We start from the raw sequence: 18,716 nt of genomic DNA on the forward strand, positions 1-18,716 counted from the left end.
TACTTGAAGCATCTTCCCCATTTTGCGGGAGATTATGCGTTTAACCCATAACAGTCAAGCGATTCTGTGCAAGACTATCATGACTGCACCACTGACAAACACATTCTCTCTGAATTGACAGGCAACAGCGAAAAACTGAGAGAAAAGAAGTTAAGAGTGAGCATCGGGCTATAGCGATCGCTTGTTGTCTTATGCTAAATTAATCAAGTTATTTGTTACGGCTCAGTAGCTCAGTGGTAGAGCAGGGGACTCATAAGCCCAAGGTCGCAGGTTCAAACCCCGCCTGAGCCATGCTTTCAGAAAAACCAACTCCAAAATGACGATCGATTCTGGAGTTTGCTGTTTCCCTCAAAAAATGGGGGTAGCCCTAAGGTCTAGGCTTGTAATGCCTTCCTAGAGTCTTTTCTACTTGTGAGAACTTAAAAATCAGGCACAACTAGATTGTGCTTGACGGCAGCATAGTGTTTGTAGATGACCTCCGCCGAATTGCCCACTAGGTAAGCCACGTCTTTAGGGTCCATTCCAGCTTCTAGCACCAAGGTGATGAAGGTATGGCGCGTGTTTTTGATAGGCAAGAACTCTCTGACCTGGTGACGATCGACCAGTGCCAGCCCATCCCCACCCCTGAAAGAATCAGGATCTGCGGGCGTTGCAGGGTCGGGGATGCCGTCTATGGGCGTAATGCCAGTAATTGCAGCACTTGCACCGCCCTTGCTGTTACCACCACTTAGCAGTGACTGCACACCGGATCCTGAAGAAAAAAGGGCATCTAGATACTCAAAACCGTTAACGCTGTATTTACTGGTGACAATCGGTCCGATCGGACCTGGTAGTGTGTGGCTAAAAGGGTTAGAACCGCTTATCCCATTGCTCACAGTGCCGTCTACACGGTACATCTTCCCTACCTGGCTGCCAGATGGAGCACTACCATTACCCTTTCTAATAGGGGTCTGGGATGTATCCCCTTTCCTGTTACTGGGTTCTCTCCCCCTATCACCTAGAGGATTCTTGAGAAAGTCTCCAAAATCTCGCGCAGCCTGCTTGGCAGACTCTCTGAAGTAATCGTTACTCTGTCTCTGCGCTTCAGCGAAGCGATCGTTCTTCAACTGCTGCTCTGGTGACACATAGAAGGGGCTTCCCGATGTGCCTTGCAATTCTTCCCCTAATCGCCTTAATCCTGCATCCGCCAGGGCTGAACCCATGCCAGCTAATCCAAGACCGCGTGGCGCAACTGATGACGGCATCGCTGGCAAGCTTCGGGGCATTGCAGCAGCAGGCGATCTTACCCCTGGCATCGATCCACCCAAGCTAGGTGCACGACCGCCGGTTGCCCCACTCAGTAGAGGATTGACCGCGCTAGATGAAGGAGTTGGCGCATCACGAGTAATCGGCGGTGGCGCTCCTGCATATGGCGCATTGAGTGGAGCAGACGGTAGCCCAACCGTCCCTGCAACTCCAGCAGCAGCACCGAGTAACGCACCGGCAACAGCACGACCCGTTACCGACGGCAAACTGTTGTTGACTCTAGGCGGCAACGATGGCGCACGTAAGCCCTCACCAGCAAAGACCATAATCAATCCTCAAAAGTGTTACGGGGCTTCAGTTCGACAGATAATAACATGGGATCTCAGCGCTGCGAGGAATGGGAACTGTAGCGTTCCAGGGCTTACCCGTCACGCTTGAAGGTGGCAACTGCTTAAACACAAACCTAAGCACGATAATTGGCTTCCCATCCGGATTAACCGCCTCCTGCAAGTCGGATTGGAAGTTGACTACATTCACAGCCTCCGATATCGCCTGCGTTGGGGCAGTCTCCCTCAGCACCATGCCGCACCAAGTTGCTAATTCTTCTACTGAGCCCATACCATTGAGAATTGCCGCAAGATTTAAAATAGTCATAGAGAATCCTCAAAGCTCTCTCTAGCTTGCCCTATGCGTGGTGGGCTGCGTCATGAGGCAACCAGAGGGCACAACAGGCTTGAAGCGTTGCCGGACCCTTTGTCCAGTGCCGTACTGACAGTGACAGCGGGAAAGGCTATTAGTGGTACTCAACACTGCTGATCAATGCCGGCGGTTGGTCAGTGCAGACCGCCACTGAGTGAGAAACCCACCTTTGGAGACTGAGGTCGAGCGTTAGCACTCTCCCCGGGGCGTCGTCAGCTGCGTTTGCTCAACTTGACACACCCTCAAGACATCAGATGTCAGCACCTCAAACCACTCCCCGATCAAGCAATCATCTGCTCGTAGCCTTGCCAGCCGACGTCTATCAGCGCTTACAACCCGCTTTAGAACAGGTCACGTTGTCGATCGGGCAACCCATCTACGAGATGGGTTGCCCGATCGACTATGTTTACTTTCCGGAGCAAGCGCTCATTTCCTTGGTGTCTTCACTGAAGGATGGTGCCACGATGGAAGTGGGCTTGGTGGGGCAAGAAGGTATGGCTGGGTTGCCAGTGGTGCTTGGTGGTATAAGTCGCAGCCAGCAGGCGGTGGTGCAGGTCACAGGCAAAGCGTGGCGACTGCCTGCGGGGAAACTGCTGACCGAGTTCAACCGTCTGGAATTCCTGCACAGCTTGCTGCTCCGCTATATGCAAGCCATGCTGACGCAAGCGGCACAAGGCGGCGCGTGCAACCGCTTTCATACGACCGAAGAGCGTCTGGCACGTTGGCTCTTGCTAGTCAGTGATAGTTTGGGAGCAGACACGTTCCCTATGACGCATGTGAGCATCAGTAAAATGCTGGGGGTGCGTCGTGCCGGTGTGACCGTGGCGGCGGGTGTCCTCAGTCAAGCGGGTTGGGTGCGTTACCAGCGTGGGTGCATGACGCTGGTGGATCGGACGGGCTTAGAAGACTTTGTCTGTGAGTGTTATGGGGTCGTTCACAGTGCTTTTGCAGCAGTAGTGAGTGGGAGCTGATGGCGCTGTCAGTGCTTGGTAGTGCCGCCACGGAGGTGGTGAGCGCTGACGCAATGGCGAAAACAGTGCTGCTGTTATCAAGGTTGGTTGCTGAAACACCCTGAAAACGTCTGGTGAGTTGCTGCATCACGCAACTACTTAACGAAAGAATCGGCATCCTAGCCTATGCGTAGGAGCTAATAGGAACGAGAGAATCAGGGTTTCAGACTATAACCGAACGGTGATGTATACCAGTTCTAGTCCAGGAAGATAAAAGAGTTAGGCAGAAAGTTTCTGCCTAAGATCCCAAATTGGATGGATAGGCGGAAAGTTTCTGCCTAATAATAGTTATGCGGCTCAATCTGGTGTTCAGATATAAGCGAAGATTTCTCGCTAAAGTCAGCTTTTAGTGCTGCAAGGTTATTGATTTAGACTATGGGTGGGACTTGAGTAAAGCAAATTGAAGGGATGAAACGGCGAAAGCTACTGACATTGGCAGGGTTGGGGATTGCAGTATCTTGCGGTGTTCCAATGTCTCAATCAACTGTTTTGTCAACCGTACTGTCTACGTCCCAGTTAGCCTTAGCTGAAGGCAAACCAATGCAATTGCTAACAGAATTTAGGATTTTTGCTGACCATTATCTATTCTTTATTTATGACACAGGAGTCGATCCAAGCCCTGACAGTTTCTACTCCGATCCTGATGAAAAACGTTCAGATCTAGGTAGTTATCGGCAAGGCTATATTACCAATGGAAGAACGATTTGCTTTGGAACTGATGCCCATTTGAACGACCATTGGATTGAGGTATATGCTTCGACCCAAGTACCCGCTTTTGGTAAAGCAGAGAGAGTTATAGCTCTACCCCTAAGAATAGATTCTGGGCGGGTTGCAATCACAAACTTGCTGTATTTGACTGAACCAATGAAGCAGGTTGATATTAGCCCTGGAGTATGGACAGTGTACTTTCTAGCTTTCAATCTTGGTACTGACCGATTGTTTGATCGGGGAATTCCTCGCCCTGAGAGTCGTTCTGGTAAACAACTTGATCGACTTACTGACGATCAGTTAAAAGCAAACTGGGAGCTTGAGCGATACCAGATTATCCTGGTTCCTGGGTTTCAGACACCCGTTGGAGTTTTGCATGGAACTGCTACAGTTAGGGGAGCCTAGGAGATCGCCCCATAACACTGCGCTGAACCGGAACAAAGCATAAGTTGTTTAGTTGCAAGGGTCGTCACCGTCCGGTTAGCTTAAACGTTGTGTCTGAAAATCCTTGTGTCTAGGACAGGTAACTCCCTGCCTAATTAAGCAAGCATAAATACTTTATTGTTACCGATTCGAATTCCCCTAAGGTTAAGCTCTAGGGGAATTCGAATCCCTTAGTAGTTAGCAGTTGTCTGTAGGGATTGCCTCTAGGAAGCCAATCCGAAAATCCTCGTCAGCAGTGCAAGTCTGGTTCCTGATAGAATTTTACTAGGTCAGCTTAAGAACTCAGGCGTTGACGCAGTAAGGCTGGAAAAGCTTTACTAGTAAGGCTTTCAGCGCTTTTAGTGCCGCACTCATAAGCCCAAGGTCGCAGGTTCAAACCCCGCCTGAGCCATATTTTCAGAAAAGACAAGTTAAAGCAGCGCGATTAGGATGCCCTAAGAGTGAGGGTAATGCTTGCATATCATTTATTGTCTTAAAAGAGCCACGTATGCAAGGTGATCTGAGACGGCATGGGAATCGCAATTGACTTTGGGACTAGCAACACCGTTGTTGCCCGGTGGAATCGTGCAACGCAGCAACCAGAAACACTCTCTTTACCAGGCATCAGCGATCGCTCTGGTCAGAACCCACCGCTCATTCCCAGTTTGCTTTACGTGCAAGAGGCGCGTCAGGGCACAGTAGTGGTTGGTCAAACTGTGCGCGATCGTGCCCTTGATTTATCTACAGACCCGCGTTTCTTTCGTAATTTCAAGCGCGGCATTGGTTCCAGTGTGCAGGGCTTTTTGCCTGAGCTAGACGGCTGTACCATTCGGTTTGAGCAAGTAGGGCAATGGTTTCTCACTCAGCTCGTACAGCAGCTTAAGACCATTGAACCGGAAGCGGGACAGTCGATCGTCTTTACCGTGCCAGTAGATAGCTTTGAGGCCTATCGTCTCTGGCTAGGGCACGTATGCGAGTCGCTGCAAGTAGAACAGGTGCGTATGCTGGATGAACCAACGGCAGCAGCACTGGGTTATGGGTTAGCCGACCAAGAAACGCTGCTAGTCATCGACTTTGGGGGTGGCACGCTGGATCTCTCGTTGGTACGGCTCGATCGTGCTCAGGTACAGCCAAAACCGCTCGGCTTTATCCTTAAATGGGGGCAAAAGTCGTTTGCGGAACAGTCAGGGCAAACACCCAAGACAGCCAGAGTATTAGCGAAAGCAGGACAAAATCTGGGCGGATCGGACATCGATAACTGGTTAGTAGATTATTTTGCTGAGGCGCAAGGACTAGCGGTAACGCCACTGACCACACGATTGGCAGAACGGCTCAAAATTCAGCTTTCGCTGCAAACCCAGGCGCAAGAAGTGTACTTTGACGACGAAACCTTTGAGAGCTACGAACTGCAACTCAGCCGTACACAATTTGAAGACATCCTGAAACAGAACCAGTTTTTTGAGCGTCTGGATGATTGCCTGTTGCAAGTGTTGCAGCAAGCGCGACGGCAGGGCTTAGAAACAACTGACATTGATGCCGTGTTGCTGGTGGGTGGCACGGCTCAGATACCAGCGGTGCAGAGCTGGGTGCAGCAACATTTTGAAGCTAGTAAGGTGCGCTGCGAAAAACCCTTTGAGGCGATCGCGCATGGGGCGCTGCAACTAAGCCAGGGCATTGAACTCAAGGACTTTCTCTATCACGGCTACGGCATTCGCTATTGGGATCGTCGCCAAAACTGCCACAACTGGCATCCACTGATTAAAGCGGGGCAAGCCTATCCCATGAGCGATCCAGTAGAGTTGCGGCTGGGTGCCTCTTTGGATAATCAACCGAGCATCGAGCTAGTCATCGGCGAACTGGGTGTAGAAGCCAATCAAACAGAAGTTTACTTTGATGGCGATCGTCTGGTAACTCGGCACCTTGGCAGCAGCCATCAGGTACAGCCGCTCAACGATCGTGACGGTGCCCGCAAGATCGCCAAACTGGAGCCACCGGGGCATCCAGGGAGCGATCGAGTTAAGGTGCTGTTTCGCGTTGATGAGCAGCGCTTTCTCCGCATTACGGTAGAAGACCTCCTAGCATTGCAAACGCTGATTGACGATCAACCCGTTGTCCAATTGAGTTGATCGCCAGCAGCCCTTAATGTTTGCTGTTAGAAGGGGCGGTTGCTTCAGTAAGACAGCCTCGCAAAGCGTTACCCAGCTTTTGCACATAGGGTTCCTTCAGCATCCCTAGATGATCGCCAGGGATATGATGCACGTCTAACCCCTCTTTGACTAACTGCTGCCAGCTCAGTTCATTGTCAATCAGGGTGTGAGGCACATTCTGGCGCTCAGTTGCCTTAAACAACGCGACACGACCGTCATAGCGACGGATACAGTAGCGATGAGCAACCTGCTGGTTTTCTTGCTCATAGTTGAAATCCGTGATTTTGTCAGGTAGCGGCAAGCCGGTAAGGCGGCAGAAGGTAGTGCTGGCATGACAGTACCCGTGCCATAGTGCCTCCAATAGATCTTGAGTACGCCAGCGAACTTGTGCTTTGATCATTCTCAGCAGGTAAGGAAGACCAGACTGCTTGATCTTGTGCCAATGCTTGGTCGCCCGATCGTTCACCAGATGCCTTAAAAGAGGCTGGTTGTCGATCGACGGGTATGTATCGATCAAACCCAGGAAGGCAATTTGTTGCCCTTGTGCCGTCAGTTGCTGTGCCATCTCGTACGCTACCAAGCCACCAAAGGAAACTCCCACCAGTAAGTAGGGACCCTGGCGCTGTAGCGCCTGCATTTGCCGATTGTAGTGCGCTGCCAGAGCTTCAACACGATCGATGGCGATCGCTTCTCCAGCCATGTGAGCTGCCAGACCATACACAGGTTGGTCTGGGTCAAGATGGCGTACGAGCGGGAGGTAATACTTCAGCCCTCTACCTAAAACATGAATACAGAACAACGGTGGTTTACCGCTTGCTGGTTGACCAGGCTGAATGACGACCAGGGACGGAGTGATAGATGTCGCGCTGGGTAATAAGTTTGACAGTGCTGCACCACCTTGAGCTACATCGGCTTGAGCCATACGAACTTGGGCTGCACCAGCTTGGGCTGTACTAGATGCGGATGGTGCTACGTCCCGGCGAAGACAGGTTGCCAGCGCTTCGATCGTGGGTGCCTGAAAGAGCGTTGACAGCGGCAGACGTTTGCCAAGCGTTTTTTCGATCTGCGACCACACGCGCACGGCTGACAGCGAATGACCGCCCAGTTCAAAGAAGTGATCGTGAATACCGATCGGCTTGATTTGCAAAACACCTTCCCAGATCGCGACTAACTGACGCTCTAGCTCATCTCTCGGCGCTACAAACGAAATTGCTACCTCTGACTCACCCTTACCCGTTGCCATAGACAGCGAAGCCCGTCGATCGTCTGCAAAGACACTTTCGGGAGCCGGTAACGCTGTGCGATCGAGCTTGCCGTTTGCCGTGACGGGTAGCTCCTTCAGCAAGACAAACGCGGATGGCAGCATGTAATCCGGCAGTTTTTCCTTGAGGGACTGGCGCAGTTCAGCGATCGTGGGTGCTGGCTGCTGGCGTGGTACAACGTAAGCAACCAGACGTTTTTCACCAGGTTGATCGTCCCGTGCCATCACGACAGACACTCGGATGGCTGCATTTTGAGCAAGCACAGCCTCAATTTCGCCCAGTTCAATCCGAAAGCCACGAATCTTCACCTGATGATCGATGCGACCCAAAAACTCAATGTTGCCATCGGGAAAAAAGCGCGCTAAATCGCCTGTTCGGTACAGCCGCGCCTGCGATGATGGCTGAAACGGGTGCGGCAGAAACCGTTCTGCCGTTTTAACTGGATCAGTGTAGCCCGATGCCAGACAGTCGCCACCAATGTAGAGTTCACCTGTCACCCCGATCGGGCAGGGTCGCAGGCGAGCATCCAGCACATAATATTGGGCGTTCTGGATAGGCTTGCCGTAGGGAATGCTAGTCCAATTTGGATCGATGTCGTTAATGCGGTAGAAGTTCGACCAGACCGTTGCCTCAGTCGCTCCACCTAGCGAAATTACGTCCACACCAGGAAACGTTGCTTTTAGCGCATCAGGCAGCGTAACTGGAATCCAATCGCCACTCATAAAGACCAGCCGTAGCTGCGATCGCTCGTCCTTTAGGTTGGAGAAAAAAGGCACAAGCTGTTGCAAGGCAGGTGGTGCCGAATCCCAGAAGGTAATGGGTTCATGGCACAGAATATGCAGCAGCGCCGCCGGATCGCGTACAGCCTCACTGGACACAACTCGAATTGAGCCACCCGCTGCCAGTAGCCCAAAGATGTCATACACAGACAGGTCAAAGCAGAGTGAAGTGATGAACAACACGCGATCGGTTGCAGTGATGTTAAAACTGCGGTTGACCCACTCGATTAAATTGATGACGGGCTGATGCCGGACGACAACTCCCTTCGGTGTGCCCGTAGAGCCAGAGGTAAAGATCACGTAGGCAGTATCATCAGCGCTGCCCTGCTTGGGTAGGTTTGCAGTTGGCTGCTGGCACAGGTGCGACTGTTGCCATACCTTTAGCCCAGTTGGTGTTTGATCACAGCCTCGATCTCCCGTTTCGATCACCATTGTGTCGCAGCAGATCAAATGCTCCAGTCTTGGCAGTTGCGTTTGGAGTGTTTCAAAAGTCGATCGATGCAGCGGCTGCGTTACAACCCAGCCTACGTCTAGGGAGTCGAGAATCCACTGCACCCGTGCTTGGGGAAAGGTTGGTTCCAGCGGAACGTAAGCTCCGCCAGCTTTGAGAATGCCCAGCAGCGTGGGAATCATCTCTAAGCCACGATTCAGGTAAACGCCGACAAAGGTGCCCGGACGCACACCCAGCGCTTTCAGATGATGGGCGAGTTGGTTTGCCTGACGGTTGACCTCACCATAGGTAAGCTGTTGCGCTTCGTAAACCACCGCGATCGCATCGGGGTTCCGCGTTACCTGTGCTTCAAAGAGTTCATGCAAACAGGTCGTTTGAGCATAGTCAACCGTTGTATCGTTCCATTCCACCAGCAGTTGGTGCCGTTCGGCTTCTGTTACCAACGGCAACTCTGCCAAAGATTGCTCTGGGTTCGTAATCATGCTGGTTAGCAAGGTTTGGAGGTGCCCCAGTAAGCGCAGGATGCCGGCTTGATCAAACCGACGGCGATCGTACGAAATTTTCAACACCAGTTCGGCATCCAGGCACCCAATCAGCACTAGCGGCAGTGGCGGTTGCTCATGCAGTTGAAACTCGCGATGCTGCCAGTTGCTGCCCTGTTGCTGTAGCTTCGTATTGAGTGAATAGTTTTCGAACACGACCAGGCTCTCGAATAGCGGCATGCCGCCCGGCACCTCACTCCATGCCTGCACATCTACTAGCGGCGTATGCTCGTAGTCACGGACAGCAATGTGCTGCGATCGCAACGCCTTCAGCCAGGGCAGTAACGCTGCCTCTGCTGGCACCTGAACTCTGACGGGCAGCGTATTGATTAGTAGCCCAATGATTGAGTTGGCTCCATCAATAGATGATTGGCGGCAGGCTCTAGTCGCTCCAAACACAACATCGGCTTCGCCACTATAACGGCTTAAAAGCAATGCCCAGGCACCCTGGACGATCGTATTGGGCGTAATGTCCTGCTGTTTGGCAAGGGATTGCAACGCTGTCGTTAATGCTGCCGAGAGGCAAAGCTGCTCTTCTCCATGTCCGGGTTGGTCGAGCAACTGGCTTGATGCTTGGGGTGGCAGCAGCGGCGTTGGTGTTGAGAAGCCGTTGAGTTGGTGCTGCCAGAACCCTTTTGCGGTCGATCGATCCTGCTGCTGTAGCCACTCAATATAGTCTTGATAGGGTCGAGGGGTTGCCAGCGCTAGCGTTTGATTCTGACAAAGCACTTCATAAAGGGCAAACACTTCCTGTAGCAGCACTGCCACCGATCGCCCGTCTAGCAGAATATGATGAAACGTCCAGATTAACCGAAACTCAGTGTCAGCCAATCGAAACAAGGCAAGACGCATAAGGGGGGCGTGAGCCAGGTCAAACCCACGCAGGCGATCGGTCTGCAAGTACAGGGCATAGCGATCGTCTTGTTCTGCAACCGATAGACCTTGCCAATCATGCTGCGTAAAAGGCAAGGAGATACTTGACTGCACCAGTTGCCTGGGTTCTTCCAACCCATCCCATTGAAAACTGGTTCTTAAGACTGGATGACGCGCTACAACCTGCTGCCATGCCTGAATCAACGGTTCGACTGCTATACATTCATGCAATGTACAGACCATCTGCTCAAGATCTACTCCAGTCTGCTGCCCATGAAGACTGTGAAACAGCATCCCCTGCTGCATCGGCGAAAGTGGGTACGAATCTTGCATGCTTTTCTCTACCACTGGCAGAAATGAGTTGTTCGAAGCGTTGCCAGATGATTTGCGATCGCACCCGTTTTTGAAAGCACATCTGAAGGCACACCAGACGGTACGTTTAGTCGTAACGATCCAGAAGAGTTGAGTCCCATTGTGCTAACGTCCGTAACTTTTTGATACCGCCAAAATTACGCAGAAAAAAATATGTATGCCTTTAAGTGTCTGTAGAATCTGGGATACAGCAGTGGAATCAGGCAAGCGTTATTAAGGGCTTAAATTGCTGCAATTGCAGCTTAGACAAAGAGGTAGAGCGTGAAGCAATATGCATTTATGTAGGGGGATAAAAATACAAACGAAAAAATAAAGACTTTAAAATCGGTGAATCCACTGAGAAAGTTTACTCATAGACATGATCCATTAGTCGTTATTCTTCCGTCGATCGTCAATACAACAGCGGTCCTTCACTCACTCTTTATGCATATGGGCACGACGATTTACACTTTTAGCAAAAAGCTGAGAGTGCCTTGCTGATAGTTACGGTAGGTGAAATAGTGCTATCAGAGCAGGCTATCTTGCTGCTAGGTAAGCAATAGGACGAGGGCTGAGGGCTGAATAGAAGCCCTTGCTCAAAGGAGGTTTCAAGGTTTATGTCCGCCCTAACGCTCGCTTCGACTGCTATAAGCAATTGCCTTTGGTTGGGATAATGCCTGGGAACGATAAGGGCTACCGCTCCTTCGTTAGAACAAGTTCAACTGCGTTGGCGTGTTGATCGTGTTCCAGGGCAGCGGCGGCACGAGATTATTGTGTTGTTCTAAAAGGTGTTGAAAGTGCCGGGCGGTGGCGGGCGATCGCTCCTCTACAGGACAATGCACGAAGAAATAAATGCGGGTTCCTTGCTGGAGCCATTGATCTACCAACGATACCCATTCCTCTAAAAACCGTTGATTGAGTGCTAAATCAGGATGACTAATGAAGCGAATCAGGCTGAAAGGAGCCGTCACACTAGGCTGTAGAGGCAGTTTGGGTTTCTTACGCTCGGAATGCAACTGTGGGTCGTCTGGCGCGTCATAAAGAGGACGGGTATCCAGCAGCACACGCCCAACGCCTAACCCTTCTAGCAGAGCGGTCAGGTTTTCGGCATGAGGTGCTCTAAACCAGTCGAGATGGCGTACTTCAAGCGCAAATTCGGCTTCGTTGCGGGGCAAAGCGGTAAGAAAGGCTGCTAAATCGTCAAACCTTGATGGGCTGTAGCTGGGCGGCAGTTGGGCTAAAAAGGGACCAAGGCGATCGCCTAAACCCTGCATTTTGGTCAGAAACGCTAGCGTGCCAGGAAGCGCAGGTTGCAACAAACCATTATGAGTTAGGCTCTTTGGCAATTTGAGGCAAAACTTGAATCCGTCAGGCGTTTCACTTGCCCAACGCTTCACAGTCTCTACATCCGGGATGGAGTAAAACGTCGTATTCCCCTCTACTGCCGTAAAGCGGCGACTATAGAGATGCAAAAAATCGGCAGCGCGGCTATCTGAGGGGAATAGCTCTCCCAACCAGCCTTTATACGCCCAAATGGCACAGCCGAGGTAGAAAGTCATGAGGGATAAAGGCTAAGGGCTAAAGGCTAAGAAGATAGGAGATGAGGCGATAGGAGAAATTATGACTTTTAAGCTGTGAGTTTTGAGTTATTTTGACCGTTCATCACTGACTACAATTACATCCTTTAGCCTTCAGCTTTAATACTTCTGCCTTTAGCCTTTTGCCCTCTGCCTTCTGCCCTCTGCCTTCCCCTAAACTAAATTGCTAATGACTACTTTCACGGTGGGTATGATGGAGACTGCATAGCGCCCCTTCAGCCCCTCTTCAATCTTCTGTTCCTGATACCTTTCCAATGAACCTGATGAAACCTCTCTTTTGCAGCCAGGGGCACGATAATCCTGACGACAATCGCTTTTGTCGCCTATGCGGTGAGATGTTGCCTATCGTACCGCGATCGCCAGTCGGGGTCACGGCAGGGCAAATGTTGGGCTTACGCTATCGCGTCTTGCATGAGTTGGGTCATGGCGGCTTTGGGCGTACTTACCTGGCAGAAGATACCAATCGGTTTCATGAGCGGTGTGTGCTGAAAGAGTTTGCGCCGCAGGTTCAGGGGACAGAGGCGCTACACAAAGCAGAGGAATTGTTTGAGCGGGAGGCAGGCATTCTCTACAAGCTACAACATCCTCAGATTCCGCGCTTTCGGGAACTGTTTCAGGCAGATTGGCAAGGCAAGCGGCGGCTGTTTTTGGTACAGGACTATGTAGAGGGTGAGACGTATCAGGCATTGCAGCGATCGCGCCAAAACCAGGGCTATGGCTTTACAGAAGCAGATGTGACGCAACTATTGCTGCAACTCCTGCCTGTACTAGACTACATCCATGCCTGTGGCGTGATTCATCGGGATATTTCGCCTGACAATTTGATGCTGCGGACGGTCGATGGCTTGCCTATCTTGATTGATTTTGGTGGTGTCAAGCAGGCAGCCGCTGAAGTGAACTCACAATTGCGGCGATCGGTGGCTGCTCTCCCTGCCAAGGTTACTTGTCTAGGCAAAGTTGGCTATGCTCCCAGTGAGCAGATGGATCGGGGCGAAGTCTTTCCGCATAGTGACTTTTATGCCCTGGCAGCAACGGTGCTAGTGTTGTTAACCGGTAAGGAACCGCAGGATCTCCTGGCAGGCAATCGCCGTCAATGGCTGAAGCTGGTTAACCTTAGTCCAAAGCTGATTGCAATCTTAAGCCGCATGCTCGACCCCGATCCTGCCAAACGCTATCAAACGGCGCAAGCAGTGATGGCAGCATTGGGTGGCAGCCTACCAGCCTCAGACGATCGCGCCACGCAACCACCGAGAGGTCACCAATCGTCCGCTGCCTCTGAACTGTATCCAGCAACCGTGGCAGTTGCGCCTGCCCAGGTTGGTCACATCACTCAAGCCGCAACTGTCTATCCGCCTGCTACCCGACCCCAACGCGGGTCTGGTTTTGGAACGATCGCTCTCCTGCTGTTAGCGGCAGGTACGGTCTGGTTTACCTGGTGGATTGCTCATGATTGGCAACCCTTGAAGCAGCCCAAACCCCAGCCGTCTCAAACAACAAATGCCAGCACAAAACCGCCTGCACCTCGATTTTCGCAGGCAGAGCAAAAGCGTAAACAGGCGCTTGACCAGCGTCGTGAGGCTCTAGGCATTGACGCTGTTTTTCTCTCCAGTCTGGTCAATGAAACCTTTTATGACAAGTATCCAGACCGTAGCGGACGGCAACTCACGGCAGACGCAGCCGATGCACCCCTTCGCGCTGCATGGGATCAAATCGCGAACCAATGGCTAGATCAACTTAAACCCCTTAGCAGTGAGGCTCGATCGCGCCTGGGGCAATACACCGACGCAGATTTAAAAGCACGGCAGGCAGACGTTAATCGGCTCAATCTTAGCAGTCGGGCACTTAATGACTTGACCGATGTACGCTTTTTTGAGCTGTTTCCCGATCAGCCGCGCAACCAAAGTATTTTGAACAAGCCGATCGGTCAGGTGTGGCAGGCGATCGCCGCTGAACAACTCAATGCTGTGAAAGCTGGCACCGCGCTAGAAACGATTAAATTTCCTGAAGGTCGCTTCAGCCAGCAGGTTAGCGGCACGCTCAAGGCAGGAGAGGGCAAGGCATACATTGCCGAGCTTACTAAAGATCAAGTCATTCAGATTCAATTGCAGGCGAACCAAGAGACTCGTCTTTCGATCTATCCGCCCACAAGTAAAGCTGCTGCTCTGTTAGAAGACTCAGCCAAGACAAGCTGGTCTGGCAAGTTGACCGAATCTGGTTTTTACGAGATTGTGGTTGTCTCTAATGCACCTGGGACAACCAGCTACGACTTAAGCCTTGCTGCTGCCGACAATATCTCGGTTCCTGATGCCGCACAGTGATAAAAAGAAGCTGGTGAGACATGGCTTTCTTATCCTTCTTTCCAACTCACCTGAACAAAGTGTACCGATCGCCCAGAGGCATCCTGGCTGATGGAAATGCCATCAATCGCCAGATTAAACGGAATAGCAGTTGTGACATACTGCTGGGCAAGGCTGCCAAAGTCGGGGGTAAGATGAGCAGCGATCGCGGCGGCAGCACCCAAGCCCATAAATTGCTCAATTGGTCCCCGTGGTAGAACGATGGCTGCCCCGACTGCCAAACCAGCCGTTAACAACATTCCCACTGATAGATTGGTGCCACAGCGAGGATGCACCGCTAGATGCCATTCTCCAGTCGTAAGCCGCCGTAAGGCTACTTGAACGGCACGGCGCAAGGCAACACTATCGACTTGTCCGTAAAGGTAAAAGCCGCGATCTGTAGACATGCCGCCCAATAGCTCGTTGTCTGGTGCTATTGCCCTTGGTGTTAGCTGGCTTTCTGCCTGACCGCTCAAAACCCAAACAGTGGCATGTTCTAAGGCATGAACCTGTCGTAGCATCAAAAGTTCTTTCAACCCTGGCACAAAGTTAAACTGGCGCAGCAAGTCAGCGTCCTGCGTTAAGCGCGGATCTGGCTGGTGACTTGGCGCGAAGACTAAATCGAGCAAATTGGAGCCCAGGAAGCCCCACAACGGTTGATCGACAGCAGCCTGTGTCATAAATTGCACAGCTTCAAACAAAAGCTAGCGACAAAAGTATTTTCTCACTCTAGCGCTTACTGCCTGCCAAGGTCTTCAGTTGTTGTAAATTGTTGCCAGCAGGAACTTACATGCTGTCAAGCTTCTTTTAATGAGTTGAAAACCTTTAGGAAGCTGCCCCAAAGCGAACGCGTTAACCTGCCACTCTTAAATCGACAGGTCAACGCTGGCGGAACGCTCTAGACAGGGTTCGCCGCTTGTACTGTTGCGCCTACGGCTCTAGCGACCTCGACCCCATTTTCTTCAAAAATCACAATCGGATCACTGCCAGCGTTCATTTCAATACGCTTGACGAGTACCTGCCCGTTAGAAATGCGTTGCCCAACTCTGACATGACGGCTGGTTTCTTCATTCGGTGCTTTAACGATCGCTTGCGGAGCGCCGTTCACCACAACCACACCGCTGACTTGCACTCCATTTGCTAGGGTAGCTGATGGGAGAGGCGGTAGAGTGCTAATGGTTGGGGTATTTGCTGTTCCTTGGGGTGACGCGGCAGTTCCTCGAGGTGATCCGGCAGTTCCCTGGGGTGACCCAGTTGTTCCCCGTGGGGGCAAGGGTGTTCTAGGATTAAAGGCGGTTGTCGTTGGTCTACGAGTTGCTGATTGAGGCGGTGTCGGCAGTCGATTGACAGTCGGCACGTTTTGACGATTAACAACTGTTGGCTGTTGCAGCTTTGGCGGTAGCCCAGCAAAGGGATCTTTCCCTTTCCGACCATCAATGCTTGCCTGTACTTGTTTTGCCCGCTCGTTGCCGTTAGTGGATTGGATTAAACCTGGGATTGTGTCACCAGCAGGCGGCTTTTGAGCCACTAAGGGGGTAGCTTTGGTGCCAAAAGGTTGGCTAGTGGCGGGTTTCTGCACTGCTGGGGCAGAGACGACAGGCGAGGGGGCTGTAGCAACATCGCTCTCAGACGTACAACTGGCAGTGGTCAACGCGATCGCCCCAACAAGTCCAATAAACATGAGTTGACGCATGACCATTCTCCCCTTCTCCCCAAATGCTTGTTACTAACACGATAGCTCTAAATAGCAGAAACGGTGCCAGTAATTTCTCAGTATTTCCGCCACAATCCTTTCGTCAAAGATTTACTTTAAGCACTCGCTTCGTATGGTTAGGCTGGTGTTAGTTACAACGGCTTTTGTGAAGCAAGTAGATCAACAGAACGGTCTACCTTTGTCACTTAAAGCCTAGTCTCTAGCCGTTGTCCTGTTACAGAAAGCTGGACGAAAAAGCAGTCCTCAGGTGAGACTTTCTAGCGTGCCTTTGCTCCTCAGACCATTTGATTTTTACTTACTATTGATCGCCTATAGGGACAGGCGGTCGTTTGTGCTCACGAACTTCATCGTGTTACCAGACTCTTTAAAAGCGTCTGTTGTCAACTAAGAAACTAAGGCGTTGCTGTGTTCCAAGCAAGGTTTTGAGTGATTGGTTTCTGACAATAATGACCAGACCTTCTAACGCATCTGCCTTGATCGGTAGCAATTGGTATAGCAGTTGAAGAGAACGTTAGAACAGACATCAACTTTGAAACTTCTTTTGAGCAAGGGCTTCTCTTCATCCCTCATCGTTCATCCTTTTGCTATGGCAACACCAAAAAGCTAGCTAGATGCGTTTGTAGGCTTTCCTGAGCACGCGCAGTACGGCTAATAATGTTCGATTTTTTCATCTCCGTGGAAACCGCTATAACTGTTGGATGCTGCGTGCAAGGCTGTGACAAACATTGGTGAGAAAATCGAGGTCTAAGGTGTCCAGGCGATCGCCAGGTTTGTGATAGTGCGGATTACGAAGAAAGGATGTATCTGTAACCATGATGGCTCGATAGCCTCTGTCCCAAAAGGCAGCATGATCGCTGCGACGGGTATCTGGCACAATCAACCCTCGGTTTCCGGCAGGTAGCCATTCACAAGGCACGTCACACTGCCGTACCGCATGACTCAGGCGAATTAAATCAGGAATAGTTTTGAGGTTGCCAATCAAGCCAATGAAATCGCCCCGGTTTGGATAGAAGTGCTGCAAGCCTGCTGGATAACGCTGGGAACCAGACGTGCGATCGCAGTAGCCCAACATCTCCAAAGACAGCATAAGGCGCAGCGGTTCTTGCTGAAGTGAGTTGGCGTAGTGAGTGCTGCCAGCGCGATCGTAGCTCGTCTCTTCTAAATCAAAGGCGACGAATCGAACGGGATACCGTATTGGTGCCGCAGCAAACAGACGCGCTAGCTCAAGCAGCACGGCAACCCCAGTTGCATTGTCATCGGCTCCCGGTGAGCCAGGTACTGCATCGTAATGGGCACCAATCAGAATCGGCGGCAGCGATCGACGTCTCGTTTCATCCTGTGCTGGCAAGTTCAGAATCAAATTCTGAAAGACTGTGCCCTGCTCTTGAAACTCATGCGCTTCAACTGCGCCCCATTGGGCGAACTGTGCCCGGATATATTCACGTACAAAAAAATGTCCTGCTGTTGCCAGGTAAGGGTCACGCTCACGGGCAATCTGGATCAGATGCGCCTCTAGTCGTTCTCTGAGCCTCAACCGTACTTCAGCATTCCCCACTCTCTACTCCCGTTCGGCTGAGCGCATACGTCGAAGCCTATTCCCCACTCTCTACTCCCCTAACGCCAGTCATCTACAGCAAACACATCCGGTCGATTGTAGCCAGGTTTGTTCGCTGGTTGCATTGCTACGCCTGTTATTTCGGTGCGAAAACCGAGAGCCATCATCCGGCAGTAGGCTTCGTGACGACTGGTATTAACTCCAGCGACCAGACGCGACATCCCTTCAGCAGCAGCTAGAGACTCAGCAAGACCAAGTAGTTGCTCGAAGTGTAAGCCAGCCTGGGATTGCGATCGCACGGCTCCAAATTTGACATAACAAGTGTCACTACCTGCTTCTGTCTCTGCGCCATAGTGACACACAGCGAACCCAGTCAGCCCTGCCTCATCCCACAGAAAAACTGTATCGCCCAGACGTTGTGCCTGTACAGCTGCTATTTCAGTCGATAAGTCTAGCCCTGCAAAAACGGTATCTGTCAGTGCGCGGCTATCGCTGAGTGCCTGTGCTTGCTGGGCTACAGACATCTCTGTATAGCGAGAGGCTGGTGGCAGGGGGGCTGGCTGCTGAACCGCTTTAGCCATAACAGCCGTCAAATATTGCGGATAAAACCCAAACTTTTGGTACAGCGCGTGATGCTTGGGGCTATTGGGAAAGGTAAAGAGCGCTGTTTGCTCAATCTGCTCTTGTCTAAACTGCTCTACAACCACAGCAACCAACTCTTGAGCAATGCCCTTGCCCCACCAATCGGGCTGTACGCTCAACGGACCAAAAAAGCCAAAGCTACCCCAGTTAGTAGCTAAATTTGACCCGACCAGCGTGCCATCAACTTCAGCCGCAAAGGCTCCGATCGCATTTGTCTGCCAGCGATGTTTGATATAACTGGCATCGCCGCCAAAGGTTACTGGTTCCGGTAGCCCAATGAAAGTGCCAAAGGCAAGCCGAAAAATATGGTCAGCAGTGGCCAAGTCTGGGGCTTGTAGCGGACGAATAGAGCAGTTCATTAGGAGAGGAAATTTGTGTGAT

12 protein-coding genes and 1 tRNA gene are annotated in these 18,716 nt (G+C 51.5%); 5 read left to right on the forward strand and 8 right to left on the reverse strand.

All coding sequences use genetic code 11. The features are described from left to right. Positions 1–219: 219 nt before the first annotated feature. Positions 220–291, forward strand: a tRNA-Met gene (locus tag H6F86_RS07735). A gap of 128 nt (positions 292–419) precedes the next feature. On the opposite strand, the gene H6F86_RS32125 is transcribed toward H6F86_RS07735, so the two are convergent. Both H6F86_RS32125 and H6F86_RS07745 read right to left on the reverse strand, forming a co-directional pair. Continuing rightward, a complete protein-coding gene (locus H6F86_RS32125) occupies positions 420–1,571 on the reverse strand; it encodes a hypothetical protein (RefSeq protein ID WP_242033417.1) in 1,152 nt (383 codons plus the stop codon). 28 nt (positions 1,572–1,599) lie between these two features. Next, positions 1,600–1,899 carry a hypothetical protein gene (locus H6F86_RS07745; RefSeq protein WP_190447749.1) on the reverse strand — a complete coding sequence of 100 codons (300 nt, stop codon included), beginning with the start codon at positions 1,897–1,899 and terminating at the stop codon, positions 1,600–1,602. A gap of 299 nt (positions 1,900–2,198) precedes the next feature. Here H6F86_RS07745 and H6F86_RS07750 point away from each other — a divergent pair, with 299 nt between their 5' ends. The 3 genes from H6F86_RS07750 (at position 2,199) to H6F86_RS07760 (ending at position 6,211) form a co-directional block, all read left to right on the forward strand. After that, positions 2,199–2,915, forward strand: a complete 717-nt coding sequence (locus tag H6F86_RS07750; protein WP_190447750.1) for a Crp/Fnr family transcriptional regulator — start codon at positions 2,199–2,201, stop codon at positions 2,913–2,915. 447 nt (positions 2,916–3,362) lie between these two features. After that, positions 3,363–4,067, forward strand: a complete 705-nt coding sequence (locus H6F86_RS07755; protein WP_190447752.1) for a hypothetical protein — start codon at positions 3,363–3,365, stop codon at positions 4,065–4,067. A 548-nt stretch (positions 4,068–4,615) separates the two neighbouring features. Continuing rightward, a complete protein-coding gene (locus H6F86_RS07760) occupies positions 4,616–6,211 on the forward strand; it encodes an Hsp70 family protein (protein WP_190447754.1) in 1,596 nt (531 codons plus the stop codon). Between the two features lie 13 nt (positions 6,212–6,224). On the opposite strand, the gene H6F86_RS07765 is transcribed toward H6F86_RS07760, so the two are convergent. Together H6F86_RS07765 and H6F86_RS07770 are read right to left on the reverse strand one after the other, a co-directional pair. Further along, a complete protein-coding gene (locus H6F86_RS07765) occupies positions 6,225–10,472 on the reverse strand; it encodes a non-ribosomal peptide synthetase (protein ID WP_199305145.1) in 4,248 nt (1,415 codons plus the stop codon). A gap of 725 nt (positions 10,473–11,197) precedes the next feature. After that, a complete protein-coding gene (locus H6F86_RS07770; RefSeq protein WP_190447758.1) occupies positions 11,198–12,049 on the reverse strand; it encodes a DUF72 domain-containing protein in 852 nt (283 codons plus the stop codon). 302 nt (positions 12,050–12,351) lie between these two features. Between H6F86_RS07770 and H6F86_RS07775 the strand changes: the two genes are divergently transcribed. Continuing rightward, positions 12,352–14,406 carry a serine/threonine-protein kinase gene (locus tag H6F86_RS07775; RefSeq protein WP_190447759.1) on the forward strand — a complete coding sequence of 685 codons (2,055 nt, stop codon included), beginning with the start codon at positions 12,352–12,354 and terminating at the stop codon, positions 14,404–14,406. A gap of 29 nt (positions 14,407–14,435) precedes the next feature. Here H6F86_RS07775 and H6F86_RS07780 read toward each other — a convergent pair whose 3' ends face one another. The 4 genes from H6F86_RS07780 to H6F86_RS07795 form a co-directional block, all read right to left on the reverse strand. Continuing rightward, positions 14,436–15,104 (reverse strand): DUF6391 domain-containing protein, encoded by a 669-nt coding sequence (locus H6F86_RS07780; protein ID WP_242033418.1) that lies wholly within the window; start codon positions 15,102–15,104, stop codon positions 14,436–14,438. A gap of 218 nt (positions 15,105–15,322) precedes the next feature. After that, on the reverse strand, positions 15,323–16,117 hold the full coding sequence (locus H6F86_RS07785) for a hypothetical protein (protein ID WP_190447761.1): 795 nt from the start codon (positions 16,115–16,117) through the stop codon (positions 15,323–15,325). A gap of 706 nt (positions 16,118–16,823) precedes the next feature. After that, complete coding sequence (locus tag H6F86_RS07790; protein WP_347240100.1) at positions 16,824–17,693, reverse strand: M28 family peptidase; 870 nt, start codon at positions 17,691–17,693, stop codon at positions 16,824–16,826. A gap of 59 nt (positions 17,694–17,752) precedes the next feature. Continuing rightward, complete coding sequence (locus H6F86_RS07795) at positions 17,753–18,694, reverse strand: GNAT family N-acetyltransferase (protein ID WP_190447763.1); 942 nt, start codon at positions 18,692–18,694, stop codon at positions 17,753–17,755. Between the last annotated feature and the right edge of the window lie 22 nt (positions 18,695–18,716).

The organism is Phormidium sp. FACHB-592 (genome assembly GCF_014695795.1).
Lineage (GTDB): Bacteria > Cyanobacteriota > Cyanobacteriia > Leptolyngbyales > Leptolyngbyaceae > Stenomitos.